The 25,163-nt window shown below is 63.7% G+C and carries 24 protein-coding genes and 1 pseudogene; 15 read left to right on the top strand and 10 right to left on the bottom strand.

The features are described 5' to 3' along the window. Nucleotides 1-65: 65 nt before the first annotated feature. Entirely contained in the window at nt 66-1,631 is a 1,566-nt protein-coding gene (locus B4M43_RS11645) for a SulP family inorganic anion transporter (RefSeq protein ID WP_296267141.1), read from the top strand. A gap of 24 nt (nt 1,632-1,655) precedes the next feature. On the opposite strand, the gene aroE is transcribed toward B4M43_RS11645, so the two are convergent. Together aroE and hemF are read right to left on the bottom strand one after the other, a co-directional pair. Continuing rightward, entirely contained in the window at nt 1,656-2,480 is an 825-nt protein-coding gene (gene aroE / locus B4M43_RS11640) for a shikimate dehydrogenase (protein ID WP_296267139.1), read from the bottom strand. A 16-nt stretch (nt 2,481-2,496) separates the two neighbouring features. Continuing rightward, nucleotides 2,497-3,420 carry an oxygen-dependent coproporphyrinogen oxidase gene (hemF, locus tag B4M43_RS11635; protein ID WP_296267136.1) on the bottom strand — a complete coding sequence of 308 codons (924 nt, stop codon included), beginning with the start codon at nt 3,418-3,420 and terminating at the stop codon, nt 2,497-2,499. Nucleotides 3,421-3,551: 131 nt separating this feature from the next. Between hemF and B4M43_RS11630 the strand changes: the two genes are divergently transcribed. After that, the gene (locus tag B4M43_RS11630) at nt 3,552-4,529 is read left to right on the top strand and encodes an NADPH:quinone reductase (protein ID WP_296267134.1); all 978 of its coding nucleotides are present in this window, start codon (nt 3,552-3,554) and stop codon (nt 4,527-4,529) included. Nucleotides 4,530-4,589: 60 nt separating this feature from the next. Here B4M43_RS11630 and B4M43_RS11625 read toward each other — a convergent pair whose 3' ends face one another. Together B4M43_RS11625 and dprA are read right to left on the bottom strand one after the other, a co-directional pair. Then, on the bottom strand, nt 4,590-5,147 hold the full coding sequence (locus tag B4M43_RS11625) for an L-threonylcarbamoyladenylate synthase (protein ID WP_296267132.1): 558 nt from the start codon (nt 5,145-5,147) through the stop codon (nt 4,590-4,592). Nucleotides 5,148-5,185: 38 nt separating this feature from the next. Beyond that, complete coding sequence (dprA, locus tag B4M43_RS11620; protein ID WP_296267130.1) at nt 5,186-6,301, bottom strand: DNA-processing protein DprA; 1,116 nt, start codon at nt 6,299-6,301, stop codon at nt 5,186-5,188. A 208-nt stretch (nt 6,302-6,509) separates the two neighbouring features. On the opposite strand from dprA, the gene def reads away from it, so the two are divergent. The 6 genes and pseudogenes from def (at nt 6,510) to B4M43_RS11595 (ending at nt 11,037) form a co-directional block, all read left to right on the top strand. Continuing rightward, nucleotides 6,510-7,016, top strand: coding sequence for a peptide deformylase (def, locus tag B4M43_RS11615; protein WP_296267128.1), 507 nt, complete (start codon nt 6,510-6,512; stop codon nt 7,014-7,016). Continuing rightward, nucleotides 6,998-7,099 (top strand): annotated as a pseudogene (locus B4M43_RS21135) (hypothetical protein); the annotation flags it as partial. The gene def and the pseudogene B4M43_RS21135, both read left to right, overlap by 19 nt. Then, nucleotides 7,078-8,010 carry a methionyl-tRNA formyltransferase gene (gene fmt, locus B4M43_RS11610; RefSeq protein ID WP_296267126.1) on the top strand — a complete coding sequence of 311 codons (933 nt, stop codon included), beginning with the start codon at nt 7,078-7,080 and terminating at the stop codon, nt 8,008-8,010. The pseudogene B4M43_RS21135 and the gene fmt, both read left to right, overlap by 22 nt. Next, nucleotides 8,007-9,317, top strand: coding sequence for a 16S rRNA (cytosine(967)-C(5))-methyltransferase RsmB (gene rsmB, locus B4M43_RS11605; RefSeq protein ID WP_296267124.1), 1,311 nt, complete (start codon nt 8,007-8,009; stop codon nt 9,315-9,317). The genes fmt and rsmB overlap by 4 nt, the downstream gene beginning before the upstream one ends. Nucleotides 9,318-9,338: 21 nt before the next feature. After that, nucleotides 9,339-10,712, top strand: coding sequence for a Trk system potassium transporter TrkA (trkA, locus tag B4M43_RS11600; RefSeq protein WP_296267122.1), 1,374 nt, complete (start codon nt 9,339-9,341; stop codon nt 10,710-10,712). 13 nt (nt 10,713-10,725) lie between these two features. After that, nucleotides 10,726-11,037 carry a tetratricopeptide repeat protein gene (locus B4M43_RS11595; protein WP_296267120.1) on the top strand — a complete coding sequence of 104 codons (312 nt, stop codon included), beginning with the start codon at nt 10,726-10,728 and terminating at the stop codon, nt 11,035-11,037. Nucleotides 11,038-11,318: 281 nt separating this feature from the next. On the opposite strand, the gene B4M43_RS11590 is transcribed toward B4M43_RS11595, so the two are convergent. Together B4M43_RS11590 and B4M43_RS11585 are read right to left on the bottom strand one after the other, a co-directional pair. Further along, nucleotides 11,319-12,206 carry a lysophospholipid acyltransferase gene (locus tag B4M43_RS11590; protein ID WP_296267119.1) on the bottom strand — a complete coding sequence of 296 codons (888 nt, stop codon included), beginning with the start codon at nt 12,204-12,206 and terminating at the stop codon, nt 11,319-11,321. 39 nt (nt 12,207-12,245) lie between these two features. Further along, nucleotides 12,246-12,797, bottom strand: a complete 552-nt coding sequence (locus B4M43_RS11585; protein WP_296267116.1) for a DNA-3-methyladenine glycosylase I — start codon at nt 12,795-12,797, stop codon at nt 12,246-12,248. Between the two features lie 83 nt (nt 12,798-12,880). On the opposite strand from B4M43_RS11585, the gene glyQ reads away from it, so the two are divergent. The 4 genes from glyQ (at nt 12,881) to B4M43_RS11565 (ending at nt 17,243) form a co-directional block, all read left to right on the top strand. Continuing rightward, nucleotides 12,881-13,828: a glycine--tRNA ligase subunit alpha gene (gene glyQ / locus B4M43_RS11580; RefSeq protein WP_296267115.1), complete on the top strand. Its 948-nt coding sequence runs from the start codon at nt 12,881-12,883 to the stop codon at nt 13,826-13,828. Continuing rightward, entirely contained in the window at nt 13,825-15,879 is a 2,055-nt protein-coding gene (gene glyS, locus B4M43_RS11575) for a glycine--tRNA ligase subunit beta (RefSeq protein WP_296267113.1), read from the top strand. The genes glyQ and glyS overlap by 4 nt, the downstream gene beginning before the upstream one ends. A gap of 3 nt (nt 15,880-15,882) precedes the next feature. Then, nucleotides 15,883-16,410 (top strand): D-glycero-beta-D-manno-heptose 1,7-bisphosphate 7-phosphatase, encoded by a 528-nt coding sequence (gene gmhB, locus B4M43_RS11570; RefSeq protein WP_296267111.1) that lies wholly within the window; start codon nt 15,883-15,885, stop codon nt 16,408-16,410. A gap of 62 nt (nt 16,411-16,472) precedes the next feature. Continuing rightward, complete coding sequence (locus B4M43_RS11565; protein WP_296267109.1) at nt 16,473-17,243, top strand: lysophospholipid acyltransferase family protein; 771 nt, start codon at nt 16,473-16,475, stop codon at nt 17,241-17,243. 326 nt (nt 17,244-17,569) lie between these two features. On the opposite strand, the gene gyrB is transcribed toward B4M43_RS11565, so the two are convergent. From gyrB to dnaA, 4 genes are read right to left on the bottom strand one after another with little or no spacing between them, the layout of a single operon-like run. Then, nucleotides 17,570-19,990 carry a DNA topoisomerase (ATP-hydrolyzing) subunit B gene (gene gyrB, locus B4M43_RS11560; RefSeq protein WP_296267106.1) on the bottom strand — a complete coding sequence of 807 codons (2,421 nt, stop codon included), beginning with the start codon at nt 19,988-19,990 and terminating at the stop codon, nt 17,570-17,572. A 4-nt stretch (nt 19,991-19,994) separates the two neighbouring features. Continuing rightward, entirely contained in the window at nt 19,995-21,098 is a 1,104-nt protein-coding gene (gene recF, locus B4M43_RS11555; RefSeq protein ID WP_296267104.1) for a DNA replication/repair protein RecF, read from the bottom strand. Between the two features lie 16 nt (nt 21,099-21,114). After that, nucleotides 21,115-22,218 carry a DNA polymerase III subunit beta gene (dnaN, locus tag B4M43_RS11550; RefSeq protein WP_296267101.1) on the bottom strand — a complete coding sequence of 368 codons (1,104 nt, stop codon included), beginning with the start codon at nt 22,216-22,218 and terminating at the stop codon, nt 21,115-21,117. A 40-nt stretch (nt 22,219-22,258) separates the two neighbouring features. Then, a complete protein-coding gene (gene dnaA, locus B4M43_RS11545) occupies nt 22,259-23,785 on the bottom strand; it encodes a chromosomal replication initiator protein DnaA (RefSeq protein WP_296267099.1) in 1,527 nt (508 codons plus the stop codon). A 586-nt stretch (nt 23,786-24,371) separates the two neighbouring features. On the opposite strand from dnaA, the gene rpmH reads away from it, so the two are divergent. Genes rpmH through yidD form a run of 3 tightly spaced genes read left to right on the top strand, consistent with a single transcriptional unit; the run spans nt 24,372 to nt 25,162 of the window. After that, nucleotides 24,372-24,506 carry a 50S ribosomal protein L34 gene (gene rpmH, locus B4M43_RS11540; protein ID WP_002551315.1) on the top strand — a complete coding sequence of 45 codons (135 nt, stop codon included), beginning with the start codon at nt 24,372-24,374 and terminating at the stop codon, nt 24,504-24,506. Between the two features lie 13 nt (nt 24,507-24,519). After that, nucleotides 24,520-24,924, top strand: coding sequence for a ribonuclease P protein component (rnpA, locus tag B4M43_RS11535; RefSeq protein WP_296267331.1), 405 nt, complete (start codon nt 24,520-24,522; stop codon nt 24,922-24,924). Further along, a complete protein-coding gene (gene yidD, locus B4M43_RS11530) occupies nt 24,917-25,162 on the top strand; it encodes a membrane protein insertion efficiency factor YidD (RefSeq protein WP_081673786.1) in 246 nt (81 codons plus the stop codon). The genes rnpA and yidD overlap by 8 nt, the downstream gene beginning before the upstream one ends. Nucleotide 25,163 lies beyond the last annotated feature (1 nt).

Raw genomic sequence — 25,163 nt, 5'->3', positions numbered from 1 at the left:
CGGCTTGCCCGGATGGCGTGCGCCGTTCACCCTCTGCCTACCCCTGCCCAACGGATCGCTGCGCCATGCCCCGCCTGACCCGACTGCTGCCGTTTCTCGCCTGGTTGCCGCGCCAGAACCGCCGCAGCCTGGCCCAGGACCTGCTGGTGGGCCTGAGCGGCGCCATTCTGGCGCTGCCGCAATCGATCGCCTATGCGCTGATCGCCGGGCTGCCGGCCGAATATGGCCTGTATGCGGCCATCGTGCCGGTGGTCGTGGCCTGCCTGTGGGGTTCGTCCTGGCACCTGATCTGCGGCCCCACTGCGGCGATTTCCATCGTGCTGTACGCCAGCATCGGCCCGCTGGCGGTGAGCGGCAGCGCCGACTACGTCACCCTGGTGCTGTTGCTGACCTTCCTGGCGGGGGTGTTCCAGTGGCTGCTGGGCCTGTTGCGTTTCGGCACGGTGGTCAATTTCGTCTCGCAGTCGGTGGTGCTGGGCTTCACCTTGGGCGCGGCGGTGGTGATCGCCTTGGGTCAGTTGCCCAGCCTGCTGGGCCTGGACCTGCCGAGCGAGAACACGGCACTGAGATCGTTGCAGGCCTTGCTCAGCCATGCCGGGGAGGTGGATGGGCCCTCGTTGGCGCTAGGGCTGGCGACGCTCCTGCTGGGTCTGGCCTTCAAGCTGCTGCGCCCGCGCTGGCCGGGCCTGTTGATCAGCCTGGTCACGGTCAGCCTGGTGGCCTGGCTGCTGCCGGACTGGTTCGGCCAGGTACCACGGGTGCCGGCGTTCAGCGGCCAGTTGCCGCCCTTGAGCCCGTTACCGTTGCTCGACGTCGAACTGATCCTGCGCCTGCTGCCCAGCGCGGTGGCGGTCGGCATGCTCGGTTTGGTCACCAGCCTGTCCATCGCCCGGTCGCTGTCGGCGCGCTCCGAGCAGTTGGTCGACGCCGACCGGGAAATTCGTGGGCAAGGGCTTTCCAACATGGTCGGGCCTTTGTTCTCCGGCTACCTGTCGGCCGGCTCCTTCACCCGTTCGGGCCTGAACCTGGACGCCGGCGCGCGCTCGCCCATGGCCGGGGTGTTTTCCGCATTGTGGGTAGGGCTGTTCGCGCTGGTCGGCGCGGGGTTGATCGCACACCTGCCGATTCCGGCGATGGCCGGCAGCATCCTGTTGATCTGCTGGGGCTTGCTCGACCTTCGCGCGGTGCGCGCGCTGTTCCGGGTCAGCCGTTCGGAGTTTCTGGTGATGGCCCTGACCGCCGCCGCGACCTTGCTGCTGGAGCTGCAAACCGCGATCTATGCCGGGGTGCTGGCGTCGCTGTTCTTCTACCTCAAGCGCACCTCACGGCCTCGCTTGCAGCAGTGCCGCGACGGCGAGGTGGACGTGCTGCGCGTGGGCGGGTCGATCTTCTTCGGCGCGGCGCATTACCTGCAAGTGCGGCTGCAACGCTGCCAAGGCCCGCACGTGGTGATCGAGGCGCAGCAGATCAATTTCATCGACTACTCGGGGGTCGACATGCTGCACCGCGAGGCGCGCCGCTTGCAGCGTGCCGGGGGCAGCCTGACGCTGCGCCGTGCGCCGGTGCAGGTGGTGGAGGAGTTGCAGAAGCTCGAAGGGGCTGCGGGTTGTCCGATCCTGTTCGAAAGCTGAACAGGCCCGGAGCAGGGGCTGGGCTCAGGCGCGCGCCAGTTGTCGGCGCAGCTCGTCCAGCACCGGCGCGGTCTGCGGGCGCACACCGCGCCACAGGTAGAACGCTTCGGCCGCTTGCTCCACCAGCATGCCCAGGCCGTCGAGCGTCTTCGCTGCGCCCAGGCGTTCGGCCCATTGGCAGAAGGGGGTCGGCTCCTTGCCGTACATCATGTCGTAGCACACCGTGCGTCCCGGCTCGACCAGGCTGTCGGCCAGCGGCGGCAGTTCGCCGGCCAGGCTCGCCGAGGTGGCGTTGACGATCAGGTCGACCGGTTCCTGCAACCAGGCGAAGCCGCTGGCCACCACCGGGCCCAGGTCGGCGAAGGCCTGGGCCAGTTGCTCGGCCTTTTCCACCGTGCGGTTGGCGATCACCAGCGATTGCGGGCGCAGCGCCAGGATCGGCTCCAGCACGCCACGCACCGCGCCGCCCGCACCGAGGATGAGGATGCGCTTGCCGGTCAGGTCGAGCCCGGCGTTGCGGGTCAGGTCGCGGACCAGGCCAGCGCCGTCGGTGTTGTCGCCATGCAGGCCGCCGTCTTCGCGCTTGCTCAGGGTGTTCACCGCCCCGGCGCGTTGGGCGCGGGCGCTCAAGCTGTCGCACAGGCGGTAGGCTTCTTCCTTGAACGGCACAGTGACGTTGGCACCGCTGCCGAGCTTGAAGAAGCCCAAGGCGCAGTCGGTGAACTCGTCGAGTGGCGCCAGCAGTGTGCTGTATTCGAGGGCCTCGCCGGTCTGCGCGGCGAACAGGCGCTGGATCAGCGGCGATTTGCTGTGGCCGATCGGGTTGCCGAAGACGACGTATTGATCCATGGGCAGGGTTCCTTGGTTATCCACAGGTGGCCTCACCGAGCCAGTCGCGGTCTTGCAGGAAGTACTCGGTCAGCCGGGCCTCTTCGCTGCCCGGTGCGGGTTTCCAGTCGTAGCCCCAGCGCACTTGCGGCGGCAGCGACATGAGGATCGACTCGGTGCGGCCACCCGATTGCAGGCCGAACAGCGTGCCGCGGTCGTAGACCAGGTTGAACTCGACGTAGCGGCCGCGGCGGTATTCCTGGAATTCGCGTTGCTCGGGCGTGTAGGCCAGGTGCTTGCGGCGCTGCACGATCGGCAGGTAGGCCTCGACATAGGCATCGCCGATGGCGCGGATGAAGGCGAAGCAGGTGTCGAAGCCCCATTCGTTCAGGTCGTCGAAGAACAATCCGCCGATGCCGCGCGGCTCGCCGCGGTGCTTGAGGTGGAAATAGCGGTCGCACCAGGCTTTGTAGCGCGGGTAGACGTCGGCGCCGAAGGGCGCACAGGCCTGTTCGGCAACGCGGTGCCAGTGGACGCAGTCTTCTTCGTGGCCGTAGTACGGGGTCAGGTCGAAGCCGCCGCCGAACCACCACACGGCCTCCTCGCCCTCTTTCTCGGCGATGAAGAAACGCACGTTGGCGTGGGAGGTAGGAACGTGCGGGTTGTAGGGGTGGATGACCAGGGACACGCCCAGCGCCTCGAAGCCGCGACCGGCCAGTTCCGGGCGGTGGGCGCTGGCCGAAGGGGGCAGGCCGTTGCCGAACACGTGGGAGAAGTTCACCCCACCTTTTTCGATCAACTGGCCTTCGCCGATGACCCGGGTTCGGCCGCCGCCGCCCGCTTCGCGCACCCAGGCGTCTTCGACGAAGCGGGCCTTGCCGTCCTCGTGCTCGAGGGCGGCGCAGATGCGGTCTTGCAGATCGAGCAGGTAGGCCTTCACGGCCTCGGTACGGCTGGACATCGGATCACCTGGCAGGGGCAGAAAATTTCGCCGGGTAGCATACCACCCGGCCAAGACGCGTCGCAGTTGACGGGCATCAAGCAAAGGCGTCCGATAGAGGGCTCGTTTCCCCCTCTATCCAGGAGTGCACGATGGCCCAGCGAATCCAGTTCAGCCAGCATGGCGGCCCCGAAGTCCTGCAATGGGTCGAGTTCGACCCGGCGCCACCGGCCGCGCAGCAGGTGCGTGTGCGCAACCATGCCATCGGTCTGAATTTCATCGATACCTATTTCCGCGGCGGGCTCTACGCGCCGCCGTCCCTGCCGTCCGGGCTGGGCAACGAGGGTGCCGGAGTGGTCGATGCCGTCGGTGAGGGCGTTACCCGTTTCAAGGTCGGTGACCGCGTGGCCTATGCCACCGGGCCCTTGGGCGCCTACAGCGAACTGCACACCCTGCCCGAAGCCAACCTGGTGCACCTGCCGGACGGCATTGGCTTCGAGCAGGCGGCGGCCGTCATGCTCAAGGGTCTGACCGTGCAGTACCTGCTCAAGCAGACCTACGCCGTGAAACCGGGCGAGACCATCCTGTTCCACGCCGCCGCCGGCGGCGTGGGCTCGCTGGCCTGCCAATGGGCGGCAGCGCTGGGGGCCAAGGTCATCGGCACCGTCGGCAGCGCCGAGAAAGCCGAACGGGCCAAGGCCCTGGGCGCTTGGGCGACCATCGACTACAGCCGCGAAGACGTGGCCCAGCGCGTGCTGGAGCTGACCGACGGGCAGAAGGTGCCGGTGGTATACGACGGCGTCGGCGCCGACACTTGGCTGACCTCGCTCGACTGCCTGCAACCGCGCGGCTTGATGGTCAGCTTCGGCAATGCGTCGGGGGCGGTCAGCGGCGTGAACCTGGGCATCCTGTCGCAAAAGGGCTCGCTGTACGTGACCCGGCCGACCTTGGCGACCTACGCCAACACGGCGGAAAACACCCAGGCGATGGCCGACGACCTGTTCGCCATGATCGAAAACGGCAAGCTCGGCGTGGACATCCAGCAGCAGTACCCGCTGCGCGAAGCGGCCAAGGCGCAGACCGAGCTGTCGGCACGGCGCACGGTGGGCTCCACGATTCTGCTGCCTTGAGGTGTGGGGCGGCTTTGCCGCCCATCGCGGTTGATCGGAGCGCCGAGTCGGCCGTTTCCACTAGCCCGGCCTTACGGTTTCGCCGGTGATCAGGTTGCGGATCACGCTCGGGTTCTTGCGCCCGCCCAACGCACCGCCCAGCACATGGTCGAGCTGCCCGTGGAAATACTGCTCGACCCGCAGCCGGGTCTTCGCCGCCGGGCGACCGCCTGGGTTGGCGGAGGTGGAAATCAACGGCCCCACCAAGGCGCACAGTTCACGCACCACCGGGTGGTCGCTGACGCGCAGGGCCACGCTGTCGTGCTCGCCAGTGACCCATTCGGGCAACAGGTCCTGATGTGGGACCAGCCAGGTGTTGGGCCCTGGCCAAGTCGCGGCCATGCGCTCGATCCAGTCCTCGGGGAAGTCTTCGAAGAGGAAGTCGAACTGGCGAATGTTGTCGGCCACCAGGATCAGACCCTTGTGCACAGGCCGCGACTTGAGCGCCAACAGGCGATACACCGCCTCTTCGTCCCAAGGGTCGCAGCCCAGGCCCCAGACCGCTTCGGTCGGATAGGCGATCACCGCGCCCGCCCGAATCTCACGCGCGGCTTGTTGCACACGCCAACTGCTCACCATTGCTGTCTCTCCGCATTCAAGGCCGAGGCGCAGTTTACTTAGCCGGAGCGGGCAAACCAACGACCGGCTTCACAGCTGACTTTGCCGTCGATCTCGAGTTCGCTGAGGCTGGCCAGTACTTGGCTCAGCGGCTGGCCGCAGCGCGCGGCCAACGCCTCGCTGGTATGCGGTGCGGCATGCAGCAGCGTCAGCAGGGGATGGGCCTCGGATTTCTCGGGTTGGGGCGTGGGTACGGGCGCCGGCGGCAGGTTCTGCCAGCCGCGCAGGCTGTCGAGGATCTGCTCGACGTTCTCCACCAGCAGCGCGCCGTCGCGGATCAACTGGTGACAACCCTTGGAGCCTGGATGGTGGATAGAGCCGGGAATGGCATACACCTCGCGGCCCTGCTCGGCGGCGAGCCGCGCGGTGATCAACGAACCGCTGGCCAGCCCCGCTTCGACCACCAGCACACCGAGCGAAAGCCCGCTGATGATCCGGTTGCGCCGCGGGAAGTTGGCAGGCATGGGACCGGCGTCGAGCGGATAGTCCGACAGCAGAGCCGAACCGCTTTCGGATATGCGGCGCGCAAGCTCGCGGTGGCGCTGTGGATAAAGTTTTTGCAGACCGCTGCCGAGCACCGCCAACGTGCGCCCGCCGACGTCCATGGCCGCTTGATGCGCAGCGCCGTCGATGCCCAGCGCCAAGCCGCTGGTGATGGTGAATCCGGCCTTGGCCAGGCAGCGTGAAAACGCGGCGGCTGTATCTCGCGCCGGTGGCGTGGCGCGGCGGCTGCCGACCACGGCGAGCTGCGGGGTTTCCAGCAGCGCCGGATCGCCTGCGAGGAAAATCAGCGGCGGCGCATCGTCGATTTCGCGCAGCAACGCCGGGTAGCGAATGTCGTCCCACATCAACAAATGCTGGGCCGGACGCTCTAACCAGGCCATCGCGGCACTGCTCGCCGCACGTAGTTCGGGACTGCGCCGCGCCTCGCTGCTGGCAACGGGAATGCCTAACGAGCGCCAGGCCGAAGCGGGTGCCGAGAGTGCCGAACCGGCATCGCCGAAGGCTGCGATCAGCGCTTGGAAGCGGCGCGGGCCGATCTCGGGCAGGCCATGCAGACGCAGGCGCGCCTCCAATTCGGCCGGTGGGCAAGTCGGGGAATATGCAGGTGGCATGGGCGATCTTCCTTGATCCAGAGAGGTCGAACTGGAGGGCACAACCTGTGGATAACTCTGTTGATAATGGTCTGAAAACCTGTCGATTGGATGGGCATCAAAACGACCTGTGACACCCTAGCCGACCTTTGCCAGGTGCCGAACGCCACGAATCCCTTTATTATGTGTGCTCAGTTTTCAACCAAACGTACAGTGACTGCCTGACCCTATGGCCATTTTGAACATCCTCGAATTTCCGGACCCGCGCCTGCGCACCCTCGCCAAACCGGTGACCGCGTTCGACGACGACCTGCGCCAGCTGATCGATGACATGTTTGAAACCATGTACGAAGCGCCGGGCATCGGTCTCGCCGCCACCCAGGTCAACGTGCACCTGCGCCTGGTGGTGATGGACCTGAGCGAAGACCGCAGCGAACCGCGGGTCTTCATCAACCCCGAAGTCGAAGAGCTGACCCACGACATGGGCCAGTACCAGGAAGGCTGCCTGTCGGTGCCCGGCTTCTACGAGAACGTCGACCGCCCGCTGCGCGTGCGCATCAAAGCGCTGGGCCGCGACTTCCAGCCCTACGAGCTCGAAGCCGAAGGCCTGCTGGCGGTGTGCATCCAGCACGAGCTGGACCATCTCAACGGCAAGCTGTTCGTCGACTACCTGTCGCAACTCAAGCGCGACCGGATCAAGAAGAAGCTGGAAAAGCAGCACCGCCAGCAGGCTTGAGCCCCTACCTTCCAGAAGGCTTGCCGCGGCAAGCCTTTTTCTTTTCCGAAGCGAGAACGCGATGCGCATTGTCTTTGCGGGCACCCCCGAGTTTGCCGCCGAACACCTCAAGGCCCTGCTCGACGGCCCTGACCAGGTGGTAGCCGTCTATACCCAACCGGACCGCCCCGCCGGGCGCGGGCAGAAACTCATGCCCAGCCCGGTCAAGCAACTGGCCGTGGCCCACAATATCCCCGTGCTGCAACCGCCGACTTTGCGCAACGCCGAGGCCCAGGCCGAACTCGCGGCCCTCGCCCCCGACCTCATGGTCGTGGTCGCCTACGGCCTGATCCTGCCCCAGGCCGTGCTCGACATCCCGCGCCTGGGCTGCATCAACAGCCATGCCTCGTTGTTGCCCCGCTGGCGCGGTGCGGCGCCGATCCAGCGCGCCGTGCAAGCCGGCGATGCCGAGAGCGGCGTGACGGTGATGCGCATGGAAGCCGGCCTGGACACCGGGCCGATGCTGCTCAAGACGGTCACGCCGATCGGCGCCGACGACACCGGCGGCAGCCTGCACGACCGCCTGGCCGAGCTGGGCCCGCCCGCCGTGCTGCAGGCCATCGCCGGCCTGGCGGAGGGCTCACTGCACGGCGAGGTGCAGGACGATGCCCTGGCCACCTACGCGCACAAGCTCAACAAGGACGAAGCGCGCCTGGACTGGAGCCGTCCGGCCGTGGAGCTGGAACGCCTGATCCGCGCCTTCAATCCCTGGCCGATCTGCCACACCACGCTCGACGGCCAAAGCCTCAAGGTGCTTGGCGCGCAGTTATGCACAGGCCAGGGCGCACCCGGTGAAATCCTCAGCGCCAGCAAGCAGGGCCTGGTGGTCGCCTGCGGCGAGCAAGCATTGAGCCTGACCCGTCTGCAACTGCCCGGCGGCAAGGCCCTGGCCTTCGCCGACCTGTTCAACAGCCGCCGCGAGCACTTCGCCGACGGCAAGGTGCTCGGCCAATGAACCCACGCCTGGCTGCCGCCCGCGCACTCGCCGCCGTCCTCAGTGGCAAGGCGTCGCTGAACAGTTCCTTGCCCGCACAACTGGACAAGGTCGAGGAACGCGACCGCGGCCTGACCCAAGACCTGGCCTTCGGCACCGCCCGCTGGCAGCCGCGCCTGGACCTGCTCGCCGCGCAATTGCTGCAGAAACCGTTCAAGGCCGCCGACGCCGACGTGCAGGCGCTGCTGCTGGTGGGCCTGTACCAGTTGTTCTACACGCGCATCCCGGCCCATGCCGCGTTGGGCGAAACCGTCGGTTGCGCCGACAAGCTGAAAAAGCCTTGGGCCAAGGGCTTGCTCAACGCCGTGCTGCGCCGCGCGCAACGCGAAGGCGAAGCCTTGCTCGCCGACCTCGAGCGCGACCCGGTGGTGCGCACCGCCCACCCACGTTGGCTGCAGAAGTCGCTCAAGGCGTTCTGGCCGCAGCAGTGGGAAGCCATTTGCGCCGCCAACAACGCTCACCCGCCGATGATCCTGCGGGTCAACCGTCGCCACCACAGCCGTGATGCCTATCTGGCCCTGCTCGCCGAAGCCGGCATCGCCGCCAGCGCCTGCCGCTACAGCCGCGACGGCATCGTGCTGCAAGCGCCGTGCGACGTACGCGGCCTGCCAGGCTTCGCCGAAGGCTGGATCAGCGTGCAGGACGAAGCCGCGCAGCTGTCCGCCGACCTGCTGGAACTGGCTCCCGGGCAACGCGTGCTCGATGCTTGCTGCGCCCCGGGCGGCAAGACCTGCCACCTGCTCGAAGCCGAACCGGGCCTGGCGCAGATGGTGGCCATCGACCTCGAAGCCAAGCGCCTGACGCGCGTGCGCGAAAACCTCGACCGTCTGCAGCTCGACGCCCAGTTGATCGCCTGCGATGCCCGCGACACGGCCAGTTGGTGGGACGGCAAGCCGTTCCAGCGCATCCTGCTCGACGCCCCGTGCTCGGCCACCGGCGTGATCCGCCGCCACCCGGACATCAAGCTGACCCGCCAGGCCGACGACATCCCGGCGCTGGCCAGCCTGCAAGGCGAGCTGCTCGACGCGCTGTGGCCCACGCTGGAGGTAGGCGGCATGCTGCTCTACGCCACCTGTTCCAGCCTGCCCACCGAGAACACCGAGGTGGTCGCCGCGTTCCTCGCCCGCACCCCCGGTGCCCGCGAGCTGGACCTGGCCACCGACGCCGGCCTGCGCCAACCCCATGGCCGCCAGCTGCTGGCCCAGGAAGGCGGCCACGATGGGTTCTACTACGCCAAACTGATCAAGATCGCCGCCACGCGCGGATAACCACGAAGGGCAAGACAACCGATGAAGATCATCATCCTCGGTGCCGGTCAGGTGGGCGGTTCCCTGGCGGAAAACCTGGCCAGCGAAGCGAACGACATCACCGTGGTCGACACCGACGCCGAGCGCCTGCGCGACCTCGGCGACCGCCTCGACATCCGCACCGTGCAGGGCCGCGGCTCGCTGCCTACGGTGCTGCGCCAGGCCGGCGCCGAAGACGCCGACATGCTGGTGGCGGTGACCAACAGCGACGAAACCAACATGGTCGCCTGCCAGGTGGCCTACACCCTGTTCCACACCCCGACCAAGATCGCCCGGGTGCGCGAAGCGGCCTACCTCACGCGCCGCGAGCTGTTCGACAACGAGGCCATCCCGGTCGACGTGCTGATCAGCCCCGAGCAGGTGGTGACCAATTACATCAAGCGCCTGATCGAGCAGCCCGGCGCCTTGCAGGTGATCGACTTCGCCGGCGGCAAGGCCCAGCTGGTGGCGGTCAAGGCCTACTACGGCGGGCCGCTGGTCGGCCAGCAACTGCGCCAGATCCGCGCCCACATGCCCAACGTCGACACCCGCGTGGCGGCCATCTTCCGCCGCGACCGTTCGATCAAGCCGCAAGGCGACACGGTGATCGAGGCCGACGACGAGGTGTTCTTCATCGCCGCCAAGCGTGACATCCGTGCGGTGATGGGCGAGCTGCGGCGCATCGACGAGAGCAACAAGCGGGTGGTGATCGCAGGCGGCGGGCAGATCGGCGAGCGCCTGGCCGAGGCCATCGAAAGCCGCTACCAGGTCAAGATCATCGAGATGAACCCGGCACGCTGCCGGCACCTGTCCGACACCCTGGAAAGCACCGTGGTCCTGCAAGGCAGCGCCTCCGACCGCGACCTGATGCTCGAAGAGAACATCGCCGAGGCCGACATCTTCCTGGCCCTGACCAACGACGACGAAGCCAACATCATGTCGTCGCTGCTGGCCAAGCGCCTGGGCGCGCGCAAGGTGATGACCCTCATCAACAACCCGGCCTACGTCGATCTGGTGCAGGGCGGCGAGATCGACATCGCCATCAGCCCGCAACTGGCGACCATCGGTACGCTGCTGGCGCACGTGCGCCGTGGCGACATCGTCAGCGTGCACTCCCTGCGCCGCGGTGCGGCCGAAGCCATCGAGGCGGTGGCCCATGGCGATGCCAAGTCGAGCAAGGTGGTGGGCAAGGCGATCGCCGAGATCACGCTGCCGCCGGGGACGACCATCGGTGCGATCATCCGCGCCGAAGAGGTGCTGATCGCCCATGACGTGACGGTGATCGAGAGCGGCGATCACGTGATTCTGTTCGTTGTGGATAAAAAGCACATACGCGACGTGGAAAAGCTGTTCCACGTGGGATTGAGTTTCTTCTAACAGGAGCCCGAAGATGCGCGAGTCGCTGGAAAAGATGCTGGCCAAGGGTGTGGATAACCCGCTGCTGCGTTTCGGCCTGGGCAAGGCCTGGCTCGACGAAGGCAACGGCGCCGAAGCGGCGCTGCACCTGGCCCGTTGCGTGGCACAGGATCCGAAGTATTCGGCGGCGTGGAAACTGCTCGGCAAGGCCCATCAGTTGCAAGGCGACTCGGCGGCGGCACGTCAGGCTTGGGAGGAGGGCGTGTCAGCGGCCCAGGCCCACGGCGACAAGCAGGCCGAAAAAGAGATGACGGTCTTTCTCAAGAAGCTGAACAAGCCCCTATAGAGGCCGATACCTGACCGTCAGGCATTTAGGGCTTGCGTCAATAGCCGATACAAGGGGCACATCACCCTGTGGGAGCGCCCAACCGGCCGCTCTCACAACGGCAGCGCTGGCTACTATCCGTTGGCGACAGGCAACACAATCCTTGTAGGAGCGGCCGGTTCGGCGCTCCGATCAGCCGCGATGGCCGGCACAGCCGGCCCAAATCGGGCCACACCGTCGACCTGCTGAATCACAATGGCTGACAGGGAAAACCCTGTAGTGTGCGATTGGCCATCCCGCCCTCAATACCAACGCGCCTCACCCGCCGGCCGCTTCTTGAAGCGCTTCATGCTCCACATGTACTGGCTCGGATACGCGCGCACGTAGCGCTCCACCACCTGGCTCATGGCTGCCGCCGACTCGGCGGCGTCCAGGCTGTACATGGCCTCGGGCGCCGCTTCCAGGATCACCTTGAAGCCCGAGCCGTCGGGCAGGCGCAAGGCATGCAGGAACACCCCGACCGCCTTGCCGCCGGCGAGCATGTTCGGCACGAACTTGCTGGTCAGCGCCTGGGTGCCGAGGAAGGGCACGAACACGCCGGCCGATTCCGCCGGTTCCGGGTCGGCGGGAATGCCCACCTGGCCGCCGCGCCGCACTTCCTTGATGACGCTCAAGATGCCTTCCTTGGTGGACGGCGCCACGCGGTTGCCCATCTGCACCCGCTGCTCGCGCAGCAGGTCGTCCACCGCCTTGAGCTTGGGCGGGCGGTAGAAGATGATCGGTTTGCACTGGTTGCAATAGAAGTGGTTGAGCACTTCCCAATTGCCCAGGTGGCTGGTGATGCCCACCACGCCCTTGCCCGAAGCCAACGCCTGGTGCAGCACCTCGAGGCCTTCGACTTCCTTGACCAGGTCGATGGAGCGTTGCGGGTGCCAGATCCAGGCACAGGCGCTTTCCACGAAGGACTTGCCGATGTCGCGCAAGGCGCGGCCGACCAACTGCTCGCGCTCGGCAGGGTCCATTTCCGGGAAGCACTTGGCCAGGTTGATGCGCACCACGTTGCGCGAGCCGGTGGGCAGTTTCCACATCAGCCAGCCGAGGCCGGCGCCCACCCGCTGTACGCCGCCCCAGGGGAGCTTGGCCAGCAGGCGCAAGGCTCCGACCATCACGGCGCCTTTGAATTTTTCCACAGGGCATTCCTCATAGCTGCAAGCGGCGCATTGTACCTGTCAGCGCACCAGCTCGGCGTAGCGATCGCAGTCGGTGGTGTGGTCCATGACCATGCCGGTGGCCTGCATCAGCGCGTAGCAGATGGTGGGGCCGACGAAGGTGAAGCCGGCTTTCTTCAACGCCTTGCTCATGGCCACCGATTCTTCGGTGAAGGTCGGGATGTCGCTGTGCCTGGCGAAATGGTTGACCTTGGGCTCGCCGCCGACGAACGACCACAACCACTCGGCAGGGTTATCCACAGCCAGCCAGGCCTGGGCGTTGCGCCGTGCGGCGTTGAGCTTGAGGCGGTTGCGGATGATGCTCGCGTCCTGCATCAATTCCTCGATGCGTGTATCGCTCATCTGCGCCAGGCGCACCGGGTCGAAGCCGTACAGCACTTCGCGGTAGCGCTCGCGCTTGCGCAGGATGGTGATCCACGACAGCCCCGCCTGGAACCCTTCGAGCAAAAGCATCTCGAAGAGCAACGCCGGATCACGCCGCGGCGTACCCCATTCATGGTCGTGATAGGCCTGATACAACGGATCGTCGGTACACCAAAAGCAGCGTGGCATAAGGCTCCAATACGTAGAGGGCGAGGCGAAACGGGTTATACTCCCGCTCTTTACATCCGCATCCCCAGATACAGGTGAATTTCGTGAGCCAGCCTACGCCAGCCGTGCGTACCTTCCAAGACCTGATCCTCGCCCTGCAGAAGTACTGGGCCGAGCAAGGTTGTGTGGTGCTTCAGCCCTACGATATGGAAGTAGGCGCCGGCACTTTCCACACCGCCACTTTCCTGCGCGCCGTCGGCCCGGAAACCTGGAACGCGGCCTACGTGCAGCCGAGCCGTCGGCCCGGCGACGGGCGTTACGGCGAGAACCCCAACCGCCTGCAGCATTACTACCAGTTCCAGGTGGTGCTCAAGCCCAACCCCGCCAACTTCCAGGAGCTGTACCTCGGCTCGCTGAAGTCGATCGGCCTGGACCCGCTGGTCCACGACATCCGCTTCGTCGAAGACAACTGGGAATCGCCGACCCTCGGCGCCTGGGGTCTGGGTTGGGAAATCTGGCTCAACGGCATGGAAGTCTCGCAGTTCACTTACTTCCAGCAGGCCGGCGGCATCGAGTGCTACCCGGTCACCGGTGAAATCACCTATGGCCTGGAGCGTCTGGCCATGTACATCCAGGGCGTCGATTCGGTCTACGACCTGGTCTGGGCCGACGGCCCGTTCGGCGTGGTCACCTATGGCGACGTGTTCCACCAGAACGAAGTGGAGCAGTCGACCTACAACTTCGAGCACGCCAACGTCGAGAAGCTGTTCGAACTTTTCGACTTCTACGAAAGCGAAGCCAACCGCCTGATCAAGCTCGACCTGCCGCTGCCGACCTACGAAATGGTCCTCAAGGCGTCGCACACCTTCAACCTGCTCGATGCCCGCCGTGCCATTTCGGTGACCGAACGCCAGCGCTACATCCTGCGCGTGCGCACCCTGGCCCGCGACGTGGCGCAGAGCTACCTGATGGCGCGGGCGCGCCTGGGCTTCCCCCTGGCGACCCCGGAACTGCGCGACGAAGTGTTGGCCAAGCTGGAGATTACAGAATGAGTACCCACGATTTCCTGGTTGAGCTGGGTACCGAAGAGCTGCCGCCCAAAGTCCTCGCGGCCCTGGGCGATGCATTGCTGGCCGGTATCGAGAAAGGCCTGCAGGCCGCTGGCCTGAGCTTCACCGGCAAGCACGTGTACGCCGCACCGCGCCGCCTGGCCGTGCTGATCCGCGCGCTCGACCTGCACCAGCCCGACCGCAGCATCAACATCGACGGCCCGCCCCGTCAGGCCGCCTTCGACGCCGACGGCAACCCGACCCAAGCGGCACTGGGCTTTGCCAAGAAGTGCGGCGTGGAGCTGGCCGAGATCGACCAGAGCGGCCCCAAGCTGCGCTTCTCCCAGCACATTCCCGGCAAGGCCACCCGCGACCTGCTGCCGACCATCGTCGAAGACTCGCTCAACGACCTGCCGATTCCCAAGCGCATGCGCTGGGCCGCCAGCCGCGAAGAGTTCGTGCGTCCGCCGCAGTGGTTGGTGATGCTACTGGGCGATGACGTGGTCGACTGCACCCTGCTGTCGCAGAAGGCCGGCCGTCACTCCCGTGGCCACCGCTTCCACCATCCGGAGCCGGTGTTGATCACCAGCCCGGCGAACTATGCCGAAGACCTGCTCAAGGCCTCGGTCATCGCCGACTTCGCCGTGCGCCGCGACCTGATCGCCGAACGCACCCACGCGCTGGCCCGCCAGCAGGGCGGCAGCGCCATCGTGCCGCCTGCGCTGCTCGACGAAGTCACCGCCCTGGTGGAATGGCCCGTGCCGCTGGTGTGCTCGTTCGAGGAACGTTTCCTCGACGTGCCGCAGGAAGCGCTGATCACCACCATGCAGGACAACCAGAAGTACTTCTGCCTGCTCGACGACGACGGCAAGTTGCTGCCGCGCTTCATCACCGTGGCCAACGTCGACAGCCGCGACCCGCAGCAGATCGTCCAAGGCAACGAGAAGGTCGTGCGCCCACGCCTGACCGACGCCGAGTTCTTCTTCAAGCAGGACAAGAAGCAGCCGTTGGAAACCTTCAACGAGCGCCTCAAGAACGTGGTCTTCCAGGCGCAGCTGGGCAGCGTCTACGACAAGGCCGTGCGCGTTTCCAAGTTGGCGGCGCTGATCGCCCCGCGCATCGGCGGCGACGCCCAGCGCGCGGCCCGCGCGGGCCTGTTGAGCAAATGCGACCTGGCCACCGAGATGGTCGGCGAGTTCCCCGAGATGCAAGGCATCGCCGGTTATTACTACGCCATCAACGATGGCGAGCCGGAAGACGTCGCCCTGGCGCTGAACGAGCAGTACATGCCGCGCGGTGCCGGCGCCGAATTGCCGGAAACCCTGACCGGTGCCGCCGTGGCCATCGCCGACAAGCTTGACACCCTGGTCGGCATCTTCGGCATCGGCATGCTGCCCACCGGCAGCAAGGACCCCTATGCCTTGCGCCGCGCGGCGTTGGGTGTGCTGCGCATCCTCATCGAGAAGAAGCTCGAACTCGACCTGATCGAGGCCGTGCAGTACGCCGTCGCGCAGTTCGGCAGCACGGTCAAGGTCCAGGGTCTGGCCGAACAGGTGCAGGAGTTCATCTTCGACCGCCTGCGCGCGCGTTACGAAGACGAAGGCATCGATGTCGCCACCTACCTCTCGGTGCGCGCCCTCAAGCCGACTTCGGCACTGGACTTCGACCAGCGCGTCCAGGCCGTGCAGGCTTTCCGCCGCCTGCCCGAAGCCGAGGCACTGGCCGCAGTGAACAAGCGCGTGTCGAACCTGCTGAGCAAGGCCGAGGGCGCGATCTCGCCCCAGGTCGAGCCCAAGTACTTCGACAATGCCAACGAGTTCTCGCTGTACTCGGCCATCCAGCAAGCCGACCATGCCGTGCAACCGATGGCCGAAGCCCGCCAGTACAGCGAAACGCTGGCGCGCCTGGCCGCGCTGCGCGAGCCGGTGGACGCCTTCTTCGAAGCGGTGATGGTCAACGCCGAAGACGCCAAGGTACGCGCCAACCGTTACGCCCTGCTCAGCCGCCTGCGCGGTCTGTTCCTGGGCGTGGCCGACATCTCGTTGCTGGGGTGAGCCTTGAAGCTGCTGATACTTGATCGGGACGGGGTGATCAATTTCGACTCCGACGCGTACATCAAGTCGTTGTCGGAGTGGATCCCCATCCCCGGCTCGATCGAGGCCATCGCGCGGTTGAGCAAGGCCGGTTGGACGGTGGCGGTCGCCACCAACCAATCGGGCCTGGCGCGCGGCTATTACCCGGTCGAAACCCTCGACGCCATGCACGCGCACCTGCGCGAGCTGGTGGCAGAGGAGGGCGGTACGCTGGGGTTGGTCGTCTACTGCCCGCACGGGCCCGACGAAGGCTGCGCCTGCCGCAAGCCCAAGCCAGGCATGCTGGTGACGATTGCCGAGCATTACCAACATCCGCTCGAAGGCGTCTGGTTCGTCGGCGACAGCCGCGGCGACCTCGACGCCGCCCTGGCGGTCGGCGCCCAGCCGGTGCTGGTCAAGACCGGCAAGGGCGAGCGCACGTTGGGCAAGGGCGTGCCGACCGGCACCCTGATTTACGACGACCTGGCCTGCGTGGCCCAGGCCCTAATTTAAACGGTGCGCCTCATGGCGCACTTTTTCTCAGGCGGGCAGGCCCCGCAACGGTACATGCCACTATGTCGATCCTGCAGGCGATCAGAGTCTTTCTTTTTTACCTGCTGCTGGGCAGCAGCTCGCTGCTGTGGTGCACGTTGAGTTTCTTCGTCGCGCCGTTCCTGCCGTTCCGCCAGCGCTACCGCTTCATCAACGTCTACTGGTGCCGCTTCGCCGTGTTGCTAGCGCGGGTGGTGCTGGGCATCCGCTACAAGATCACCGGCGCCGAGCATGTGCCGGATACGCCCTGTGTGATCCTGTCCAACCACCAGAGCACATGGGAGACCTTTTTCCTCTCGGCCTATTTCTCGCCGCTGAGCCAGGTGCTCAAACGTGAGCTGCTGTACGTGCCGTTCTTTGGCTGGGCCATGGCCATGCTGCGCCCCATCGCCATCGACCGCGACAATCCCAAGGAAGCCCTGCGTCAGGTGGCCAAGAAGGGCGACGAACTGCTCAAGCAGCGTATTTGGGTGCTGATTTTCCCGGAAGGGACGCGCGTGCCCTTTGGCGAAGTCGGCAAGTTCTCCCGCGGCGGTACGGCCTTGGCCGTCAACGCTGGCCTGCCGGTGCTGCCCATCGCGCACAACGCGGGCAAGTTCTGGCCCAAGACCGGTTGGAACAAGCGGGCAGGGGTGATCGACGTGGTGATTGGCGAGCCGATGTACGCCAACGGCACCGGGCCACGGGCCATCGCAGAGCTCAACGAGCGCGCCCAGGCGTGGAATGAGGCGACTCAACGCGCCCTGGGCTCGTTGCCTGCCCTAGTCGATGCCAGCGCTGAGCAGGTCGCTTGACGATTCTGTGGATAAGATGTGAGCAACTATTCTGAAAAGCTGTCCATTTCATAGGTAAGCCTTTGAAATATATAGATATTTCAGTCACTCTGAATTTTTAGTAAATCGTGCATAAGTTTTTGTACGTTTTAAAAAACCGGCTCTTATGCCGGTTTTTTATTTCTCGTTCTTCGCCCTTTACCCACAGACGCCAGCTCGTGAGCAGTTGCCAGGTGCCTCTGCGTCATATGCTGGGAATTCGATAGATCAGGGTAGGCGCACACACTTATTTCCAGGCAAAAAAATGCCCCGGGCGACCGGGGCATAGTGTGTCGCTGTAACCTGAATCAGAAGTCCAAGTTGGATACTGACAGCGCATTGCTCTCGATGAAGTCACGCCGTGGCTCGACCGCATCGCCCATCAGGGTATTGAACAGCTGGTCGGCACCAATCGCATCTTCGATCGTCACCTTGAGCATGCGACGCACCGTTGGGTCCATGGTGGTTTCCCACAGCTGGTCCGGGTTCATCTCGCCCAAGCCTTTGTAGCGCTGGATGGTATGGCGCTTTGTTGACTCGTTCATCAGCCAGTTCAGGACTTCCTTGAACTCCGAGACCGCCTTGCGGCGCTCGCCACGCTTCACGTAGGCACCTTCGCCGAACAACGTGCTCAGCTTGTTGCCGATGTTGACCACCGAGCGGTAGTCGTTGCTGCCGAAGAAATCACGGTTGAAGGTCACGTAGCTCGAAGAACCGTGCGAGATGATCTCGACCTCGGGCAGCCAGACGTTGCGCTCCTTGTCTTCACGCAGAGTGGCTTTGTACGACAGGCCAGAGCGCTGGGTAGTGAGCAGCCGTTCCTGGTAATTCGCCAGCCAAGCCTGCATGTGCGCGTGGTCGCCCAGATGCTCCTGGGTGATCTCGGTCATATAGATGAAGTGCTCGGTAAGCGCTTCGGGATACAGACGCGACAGGCGCTTGAGGGTCTTCATGACCGCACGGAAGTCATTCACCAGGCTTTCGAGCTGTACGCCGGACACTGGTGGTGCCGACTCGTCCAGGTGCAAGCTGGCATCTTCGAGAGCCGACTGGGTCATGTATTCCTCCATGGCTTCGTCGTCCTTGATGTACTGCTCGTGCTTGCCTTTCTTGACCTTGTACAGCGGCGGCTGGGCAATGTAGATGTAGCCACGCTCGACCAGCTCCGGCAACTGACGGAAGAAGAAGGTCAGCAGCAGGGTACGGATGTGCGAACCGTCGACGTCGGCATCGGTCATGATGATGATGTTGTGGTAGCGCAGCTTGTCGATGTTGTACTCGTCGCGGCCAATGCCGCAGCCCAAGGCCGTGATCAGCGTGCCGACTTCCTGGGAGGAGATCATCTTGTCGAAGCGTGCCTTCTCGACGTTGAGGATCTTGCCCTTGAGCGGCAGGATGGCTTGCGTGCGACGGTTGCGGCCCTGCTTGGCCGAACCACCTGCGGAGTCACCCTCCACCAGGTACAGCTCGGAAAGGGCAGGGTCCTTCTCCTGACAGTCGGCCAATTTGCCCGGCAGGCCAGCGATGTCCAACGCGCCTTTGCGGCGGGTCATCTCGCGGGCTTTGCGCGCGGCTTCACGGGCGCGTGCCGCGTCGATCATCTTGCCGACCACGGCCTTGGCTTCGTTCGGGTTTTCCAGCAGGAAGTCGGAGAAGTACTTGTTCATCTCCTGTTCGACCGCAGTCTTCACTTCCGAGGAAACCAGCTTGTCTTTGGTCTGCGAGCTGAACTTGGGGTCCGGCACCTTGACCGAAATGATCGCGGTCAAACCTTCCCGCGCATCGTCACCGGTAGTGGAGACCTTGTTCTTCTTCGCCAGGCCTTCCTGCTCGATGTAGTTGTTCAAGCTACGGGTCAGGGAAGAACGGAAGCCCACCAGATGGGTGCCACCGTCGCGCTGGGGAATGTTGTTGGTGAAGCACAACAGGTTCTCGTTGAAGCTGTCGTTCCACTGCAACGCCACTTCGACGCCCACGCCATCGTCACGCTGTACCGAGAAGTGGAAGACCTGGCTGTTCACCGGTGTCTTGTTGGTGTTCAGGTATTCCACGAAGGCGCGCAGGCCGCCTTCGTACTTGAAGAACTCTTCCTTGCCCGAGCGTTCGTCCTTGAGCAGGATGCCTACACCCGAGTTGAGGAACGACAGCTCGCGGATCCGCTTGGCCAGGATGTCCCAGCTGAAGTGGATGTTCTTGAAGGTTTCGGCCGAAGGCTTGAAGTGGATGTGGGTACCGGTGGTTTCGCTTTCGCCCACAACCGCCATCGGTTCCTGGGGTACGCCGTGGACGTAGGTCTGTTCCCAGATCTTGCCGCTGCGGCGCACGGTCAGAACCAGCTTCTCGGACAAGGCGTTCACTACCGAGACGCCCACACCGTGCAGGCCACCGGATACCTTGTACGAGTTGTCGTCGAACTTACCGCCGGCGTGCAGCACAGTCATGATGACCTCAGCTGCCGAGACGCCTTCCTCTTTATGCACGTCGACCGGGATGCCACGGCCGTTGTCACGGACGCTGATGGACTCGTCCGGGTGAATGATGACGGTAATGTCGTCGCAATGACCGGCCAAGGCTTCGTCGATCGAGTTGTCGACGACTTCGAACACCATGTGGTGCAAGCCGCTGCCGTCATCGGTATCGCCAATGTACATGCCGGGACGCTTGCGCACGGCATCCAGCCCTTTCAACACCTTGATGCTGGAAGAGTCGTACGTTTGATTTTCGCTCATGCCTTCACTCCCGATGGACGTGTGTCTGGGTGATGTGGCCTTGTTCCACGTGGAACAAAGCGACTGGCGTTTCCTTCTGCCAGCTCTCCCGCAGAAATTCGTGGTCTACGCAGGTGATGAACACCTGGCAGTTCAATTCTTCGAGCAACCGGCACAGTGCGCGTCGGTGTTGCTCATCAAGCTCGGAGGGCAGGTCGTCGACCAAGTAGATGCATTGCCCGCGACGAGCTTGATTGACCAAATGCCCCTGCGCGATCCGCAGGGCACATACGACCAGCTTCTGCTGGCCTCTGGAAAGGATATCGGCAGCGTTGTGTGCGCCCAGTCTCAGGCGCAGATCGGCACGCTGTGGCCCCGCCTGGGTATGGCCCATCTGCTGATCGCGTTGAAGGGAGGTGGCCAGTACTTCGGCAAGCGACCGGTCTTTATCCCAACCTCGGTAGTAACTGAGTGTCAGGCCTTCGAGGTCGAGCAACTCGCTCAACGTCTTTTCGAAGACAGGCTTCAAAGCGGCGATGTAGCTACGGCGGTACTCGTCGATTTCATCGCTGGAAGCGCTCAATTCGCGGTCCCAGACGGCTTGCGACGCAGTGTCGAGTGTACCATGCCGCAGCCATGAGTTCCGCTGTCTGAGGGCCTTCTGCAAGCGCTGCCACGTGGCCATGAAACGAGGTTCCACGTGGAACACTCCCCAGTCCAGAAACTGCCGACGTACCTTGGGCGCACCTTCGAGCAAGCGGAAGCTGTCAGGATTGATCAGCTGCAAAGGCAACAACTCGGCAAGTTGCGCGGCGCTCCGTGCATTCTGACCATCGATACGGATGGTGAAGTCACCTTGCCGCTCGCGAGACACGCCCAAGCTGCTGGTGGCACCGCTCTCGAGCGACACTTGGCCGAACACCGTGCAGGTCGGCTGCTCGTACTGGATTACCGGAGTGAGTCGCGTACTGCGGAACGAGCGGGCCAGGCCAAGCAGATGCACGGCCTCCAGCACGCTGGTTTTACCGCTGCCGTTGTCGCCGTAGAGGATGTTGATGCGTGGGGACGGAGAGAGGGTCACCGGGTGCAGGTTGCGCACCGCGGTGACTGAAACGCGTAGAAGCGACATAGAGGCGTCTGGGTGGTTACAGACGCATCGGCATGACGACGTAGGACGAGTCGTCGTTGCCGGCTTCTTGCAGCAACGCACTGCTGTTGGAATCGGACAAGATCAGACGCACCTGCTCGGTGGTCATGACGCCCAAAACGTCCAACAGATAGCTAACGTTGAACCCAATCTCCAGCGAAGCGCCGCTGTAATCTACGCTGATCTCTTCCTCGGCTTCCTCTTGCTCAGGGTTGTTGGCCTGAATCTTCAACTGCCCACTGGCCAGTTGCAGACGGATACCGCGGTACTTTTCATTGGACAGAATCGCAGTACGGCTGAACGCTTCGCGCAGCGCCTGGCGATCGCCGATCACAAGCTTGTCGCCGCCCTTGGGCAAGACGCGCTCGTAGTCGGGGAACTTGCCGTCGACCAGCTTGGAGGTGAACGTGAATTCACCCGTAGTTGCGCGGATATGGTGCTGCCCCAATACGATGCTGACCATGCCTTCCGGATCGGTAAGCAGACGCGCCAGTTCGAGGATGCCTTTACGCGGCACGATCACTTGATGCCGCTCGGCCTGGCCGATCGCCGCCTGCATGGCGCACAGGGCCAGACGGTGACCGTCGGTGGCCACGGCACGCAGGGTGTCGGTGGAGACTTCGAGCAGCATGCCGTTGAGGTAGTAGCGAACATCCTGCTGGGCCATGGCGAAGCTGGTGCGCTCGATGAGGCGGCGCAGTTTGCTTTGCTCCAGGTTGCAGGTCAGCGAACCCGGGCCTTCCTCGACATTGGGGAAGTCGTTCGCCGGCAGCGTGGACAGCGTGAAGCGGCTGCGACCCGCTTTGACCAACAGCTTCTGCTCGTCGAGCTTGATGTCGATCAGCACGTCGCTGGGCAGGCTCTTGCAAATGTCCATCAGCTTGCGCGCCGGAACCGTGATCTCGCCGGGCTCGGCGGGTTCTTCCAGCTGTACGCGGCCGACCAGTTCGACTTCGAGGTCGGTACCGGTCAGCGACAGCTGTTGGCCTTGGACCACCAGCAGCACGTTGGACAGGACCGGCAAGGTCTGACGGCGCTCGACGACCCCTGCGACCAGTTGCAGAGGTTTCAACAAAGCTTCGCGTTGAATGGTGAAATGCATGGTCTAGTCCCTTGCCTTCAATAAGCGGTGCGCATACGCATCAGGTGGTCAGCGTACGCAGCAGGTTCTTGTAGTCCTCGCGGATGTCCGCGTCGGATTCCTTGAGTTCGTTGATCTTGCGGCAGGCATGCAACACCGTGGTGTGGTCGCGGCCGCCGAACATATCGCCGATCTCGGGAAGACTGTGGTTGGTCAGTTCCTTGGACAACGCCATGGCCACTTGACGAGGACGGGCCACCGAGCGCGAGCGACGCTTGGACAACAGATCGGAGATCTTGATCTTGTAGTAGTCCGCCACGGTGCGCTGGATGTTATCCACACTGACCAGTTTGTCTTGCAGCGCCAGCAAGTCCTTGAGCGACTCGCGGATCAGCTCGATGGTGATGTCGCGGCCCATGAAGTGCGAATGGGCGATCACCCGTTTCAACGCACCTTCGAGCTCGCGCACGTTGGAGCGGATGCGCTGGGCGATGAAGAACGCCGCGTCGTGAGGCAGGTCGACCTTAGCCTGGTCGGCCTTCTTCATCAGAATGGCGACCCGGGTTTCCAGCTCCGGCGGTTCGACCGCGACCGTCAGGCCCCAACCGAAACGCGACTTCAGACGCTCTTCGAGGCCCTCGATCTCTTTGGGATAACGGTCGCTGGTGAGGATCACCTGTTGGCCCCCTTCGAGCAGGGCGTTGAAGGTGTGGAAGAACTCCTCCTGGGAACGCTCTTTGCGTGCGAAGAACTGGATGTCATCGATCAGCAAAGCGTCCACCGAACGGTAGAAGCGCTTGAATTCGTTGATGGCGTTCAGCTGCAGCGCCTTGACCATGTCCGCGACGAAGCGCTCGGAATGCAGGTAAACGACCTTGGCGTTCGGGTTCTTCTTCAGCAGGTGGTTACCCACAGCATGCATGAGGTGCGTCTTGCCCAAACCCACGCCGCCATAAAGGAAGAGCGGGTTGTAGCCATGCTTGGGGTTGTCGGCGACCTGCCAGGCGGCGGCACGCGCCAACTGGTTCGACTTGCCCTCGACGAACGTTTCGAAGGTGAAAGTACGGTTCAGGTAGCTGGTGTGCTTGAGAGCGCCCTCGACCTGCACGGTGCGCTGTTCGGTACGCGGGCTGGGCGCAGGTGCAGGCGTGCTGTCACCCATGGCGTCGAAACTGTCCCGGGACGACGCATGGTCGACCTGGTTGCCCTGACCGAACTCGAGGGCCGGCTTATGCACAGGCTCGCTGACCGGCACATTGGCGGGCGTGACGACCTGCTGCTGATTGGCCGCCGCCATGGCCGCGCTGACCGGCGCATTGGGCGCCGCGCGAGGTGCGGAACTGCGCTTGCTGCCTATTAATAAGGAAAGGGCGGGGGCCATGCCGTTGCCATGCTCACCGATCAGCTCGAGCAAGCGGCCAAGGTACTTTTCGTTCACCCAGTCGAGCACGAAGCGGTTGGGCGCATAGACGCGCAGCTCGGTGCCTTCGGCTTCGACCTGCAGTGGACGTATCCAGGTGTTGAATTGTTGAGCAGGCAGCTCATCGCGCAAGAGCTCGACGCACTGCTGCCAAAGTTCCACTGACACAGGTATCCCCTGAATTTGAGAGCCGCTAGGCCAAAACAAGCCGGCTATTGTACCGATGCGAGGGAAACTTATCCACACGTCACAGCGAGTTCAGCTAAGACGAATACGCCATATTTTGACGTATATACCGTTTTATCTTGTGCATAAGCTCTGTGGATAACCACTACTGAGGGCTATGCACAACCCGGGCCCATAGCCTGTGTATAAGTCGGATGTGGATAAATAGTCAAGATGTCCACAGGTTGAGCGCAGGTGCAGCACATCCACAGCACCGATTACGGACAGACTTGTCATCCTCTGTACAGCTTGAATTATCTGGTCTTGCGAAGGTTATCCACAGATAGGGGGCTGCCTAAGAGTTATAGATTCTTTAAAAAAGCTTTTTATATCTCTCTCTTTATTTTCAATGTTGTCCGGTTCGTGGACCGACGAAAAAATCGGTCTCGCTCCGCCAGTCGGCTCGCCGACCACAGGTCACAAGTAAAGGCTGGTTGGAAATTGACCTATGGCCTTGCTTTCTCTAGAATCGCCGGTCTCTTAAAAAGGGGTCATTCCGACCCGTTGTTTACAAACCAGGTAGCACGCCATGAAACGTACTTTCCAACCCAGCACCATCAAACGCGCTCGCACCCACGGCTTCCGTGCCCGTATGGCCACCAAGAACGGCCGCGCCGTCCTGTCGCGTCGTCGTGCCAAAGGCCGTAAGCGTCTGGCTGTTTGATTCTCCGGCACAGGTGGTGAGTCAGGACTTCAGTCGGGATAAGCGACTGCTTATACCTCGGCACTTCAAAGCGGTCTTCGACTCCCCAACCGGCAAGGTTCCAGGGAAAAACCTGCTGATCCTTGCGCGTGAAAACGGTCTCGACCTGCCACGGCTAGGCCTGGTGATCGGGAAAAAGAGCGTCAAGCTCTCTGTTCAGCGCAATCGCCTCAAACGTTTGATGCGTGATTCCTTTCGCCGGAACCAGCAGAGCCTTGCTGGTCTCGACATCGTGATCGTCGCGCGCAAGGGGTTGGGCGAGATAGAAAACCCAGAATTGCACCAACATTTTGGCAAGCTCTGGAAACGGCTCGTACGCAGTCGTCCCTCTCCAGCGGTCACTGCCGACACCGCAGGGGTAGACAGTCACGATGCGTAAACTGGCACTCGTCCCGATCCAGTTTTACCGCTACGCCATTAGTCCACTGATGGCCAGTCACTGTCGTTTCTACCCCAGTTGCTCCTGTTACGCCTATGAAGCCATCGAAACCCATGGCCTCTTGCGTGGTGGGTGGCTAACCGTTCGTCGCCTGGGGCGATGTAATCCGTGGAACGACGGTGGTTATGATCCCGTTCCGCCAGCGCCTTCCTCCCGAACTTCTTCGATAGCCGAGTAAT

The organism is Pseudomonas sp. UBA6562 (assembly GCF_002434265.1).
GTDB lineage: Bacteria > Pseudomonadota > Gammaproteobacteria > Pseudomonadales > Pseudomonadaceae > Aquipseudomonas.
This window is presented reverse-complemented; position numbering and strand designations above follow the sequence as displayed.

Bases quoted from the DNA above. Each gene is read 5' to 3' on its own strand.
- fmt (WP_296267126.1), top strand. From the start codon at position 7,078: ATGCGCATTGTCTTTGCGGGCACCCCCGAGTTTGCCGCCGAACACCTC.
- rpmH (WP_002551315.1), top strand. From the start codon at position 24,372: ATGAAACGTACTTTCCAACCCAGCACCATCAAACGCGCTCGCACCCAC.
- rsmB (WP_296267124.1), top strand. From the start codon at position 8,007: ATGAACCCACGCCTGGCTGCCGCCCGCGCACTCGCCGCCGTCCTCAGT.
- hemF (WP_296267136.1), bottom strand. From the start codon at position 3,420: ATGTCCAGCCGTACCGAGGCCGTGAAGGCCTACCTGCTCGATCTGCAA.
- B4M43_RS11595 (WP_296267120.1), top strand. From the start codon at position 10,726: ATGCGCGAGTCGCTGGAAAAGATGCTGGCCAAGGGTGTGGATAACCCG.
- recF (WP_296267104.1), bottom strand. From the start codon at position 21,098: ATGTCGCTTCTACGCGTTTCAGTCACCGCGGTGCGCAACCTGCACCCG.
- gyrB (WP_296267106.1), bottom strand. From the start codon at position 19,990: ATGAGCGAAAATCAAACGTACGACTCTTCCAGCATCAAGGTGTTGAAA.
- glyS (WP_296267113.1), top strand. From the start codon at position 13,825: ATGAGTACCCACGATTTCCTGGTTGAGCTGGGTACCGAAGAGCTGCCG.
- dprA (WP_296267130.1), bottom strand. From the start codon at position 6,301: ATGCCACCTGCATATTCCCCGACTTGCCCACCGGCCGAATTGGAGGCG.
- B4M43_RS11565 (WP_296267109.1), top strand. From the start codon at position 16,473: ATGTCGATCCTGCAGGCGATCAGAGTCTTTCTTTTTTACCTGCTGCTG.
- B4M43_RS11630 (WP_296267134.1), top strand. From the start codon at position 3,552: ATGGCCCAGCGAATCCAGTTCAGCCAGCATGGCGGCCCCGAAGTCCTG.
- B4M43_RS11585 (WP_296267116.1), bottom strand. From the start codon at position 12,797: ATGCCACGCTGCTTTTGGTGTACCGACGATCCGTTGTATCAGGCCTAT.
- dnaN (WP_296267101.1), bottom strand. From the start codon at position 22,218: ATGCATTTCACCATTCAACGCGAAGCTTTGTTGAAACCTCTGCAACTG.
- trkA (WP_296267122.1), top strand. From the start codon at position 9,339: ATGAAGATCATCATCCTCGGTGCCGGTCAGGTGGGCGGTTCCCTGGCG.
- B4M43_RS11625 (WP_296267132.1), bottom strand. From the start codon at position 5,147: ATGGTGAGCAGTTGGCGTGTGCAACAAGCCGCGCGTGAGATTCGGGCG.
- aroE (WP_296267139.1), bottom strand. From the start codon at position 2,480: ATGGATCAATACGTCGTCTTCGGCAACCCGATCGGCCACAGCAAATCG.
- def (WP_296267128.1), top strand. From the start codon at position 6,510: ATGGCCATTTTGAACATCCTCGAATTTCCGGACCCGCGCCTGCGCACC.
- B4M43_RS11645 (WP_296267141.1), top strand. From the start codon at position 66: ATGCCCCGCCTGACCCGACTGCTGCCGTTTCTCGCCTGGTTGCCGCGC.
- yidD (WP_081673786.1), top strand. From the start codon at position 24,917: ATGCGTAAACTGGCACTCGTCCCGATCCAGTTTTACCGCTACGCCATT.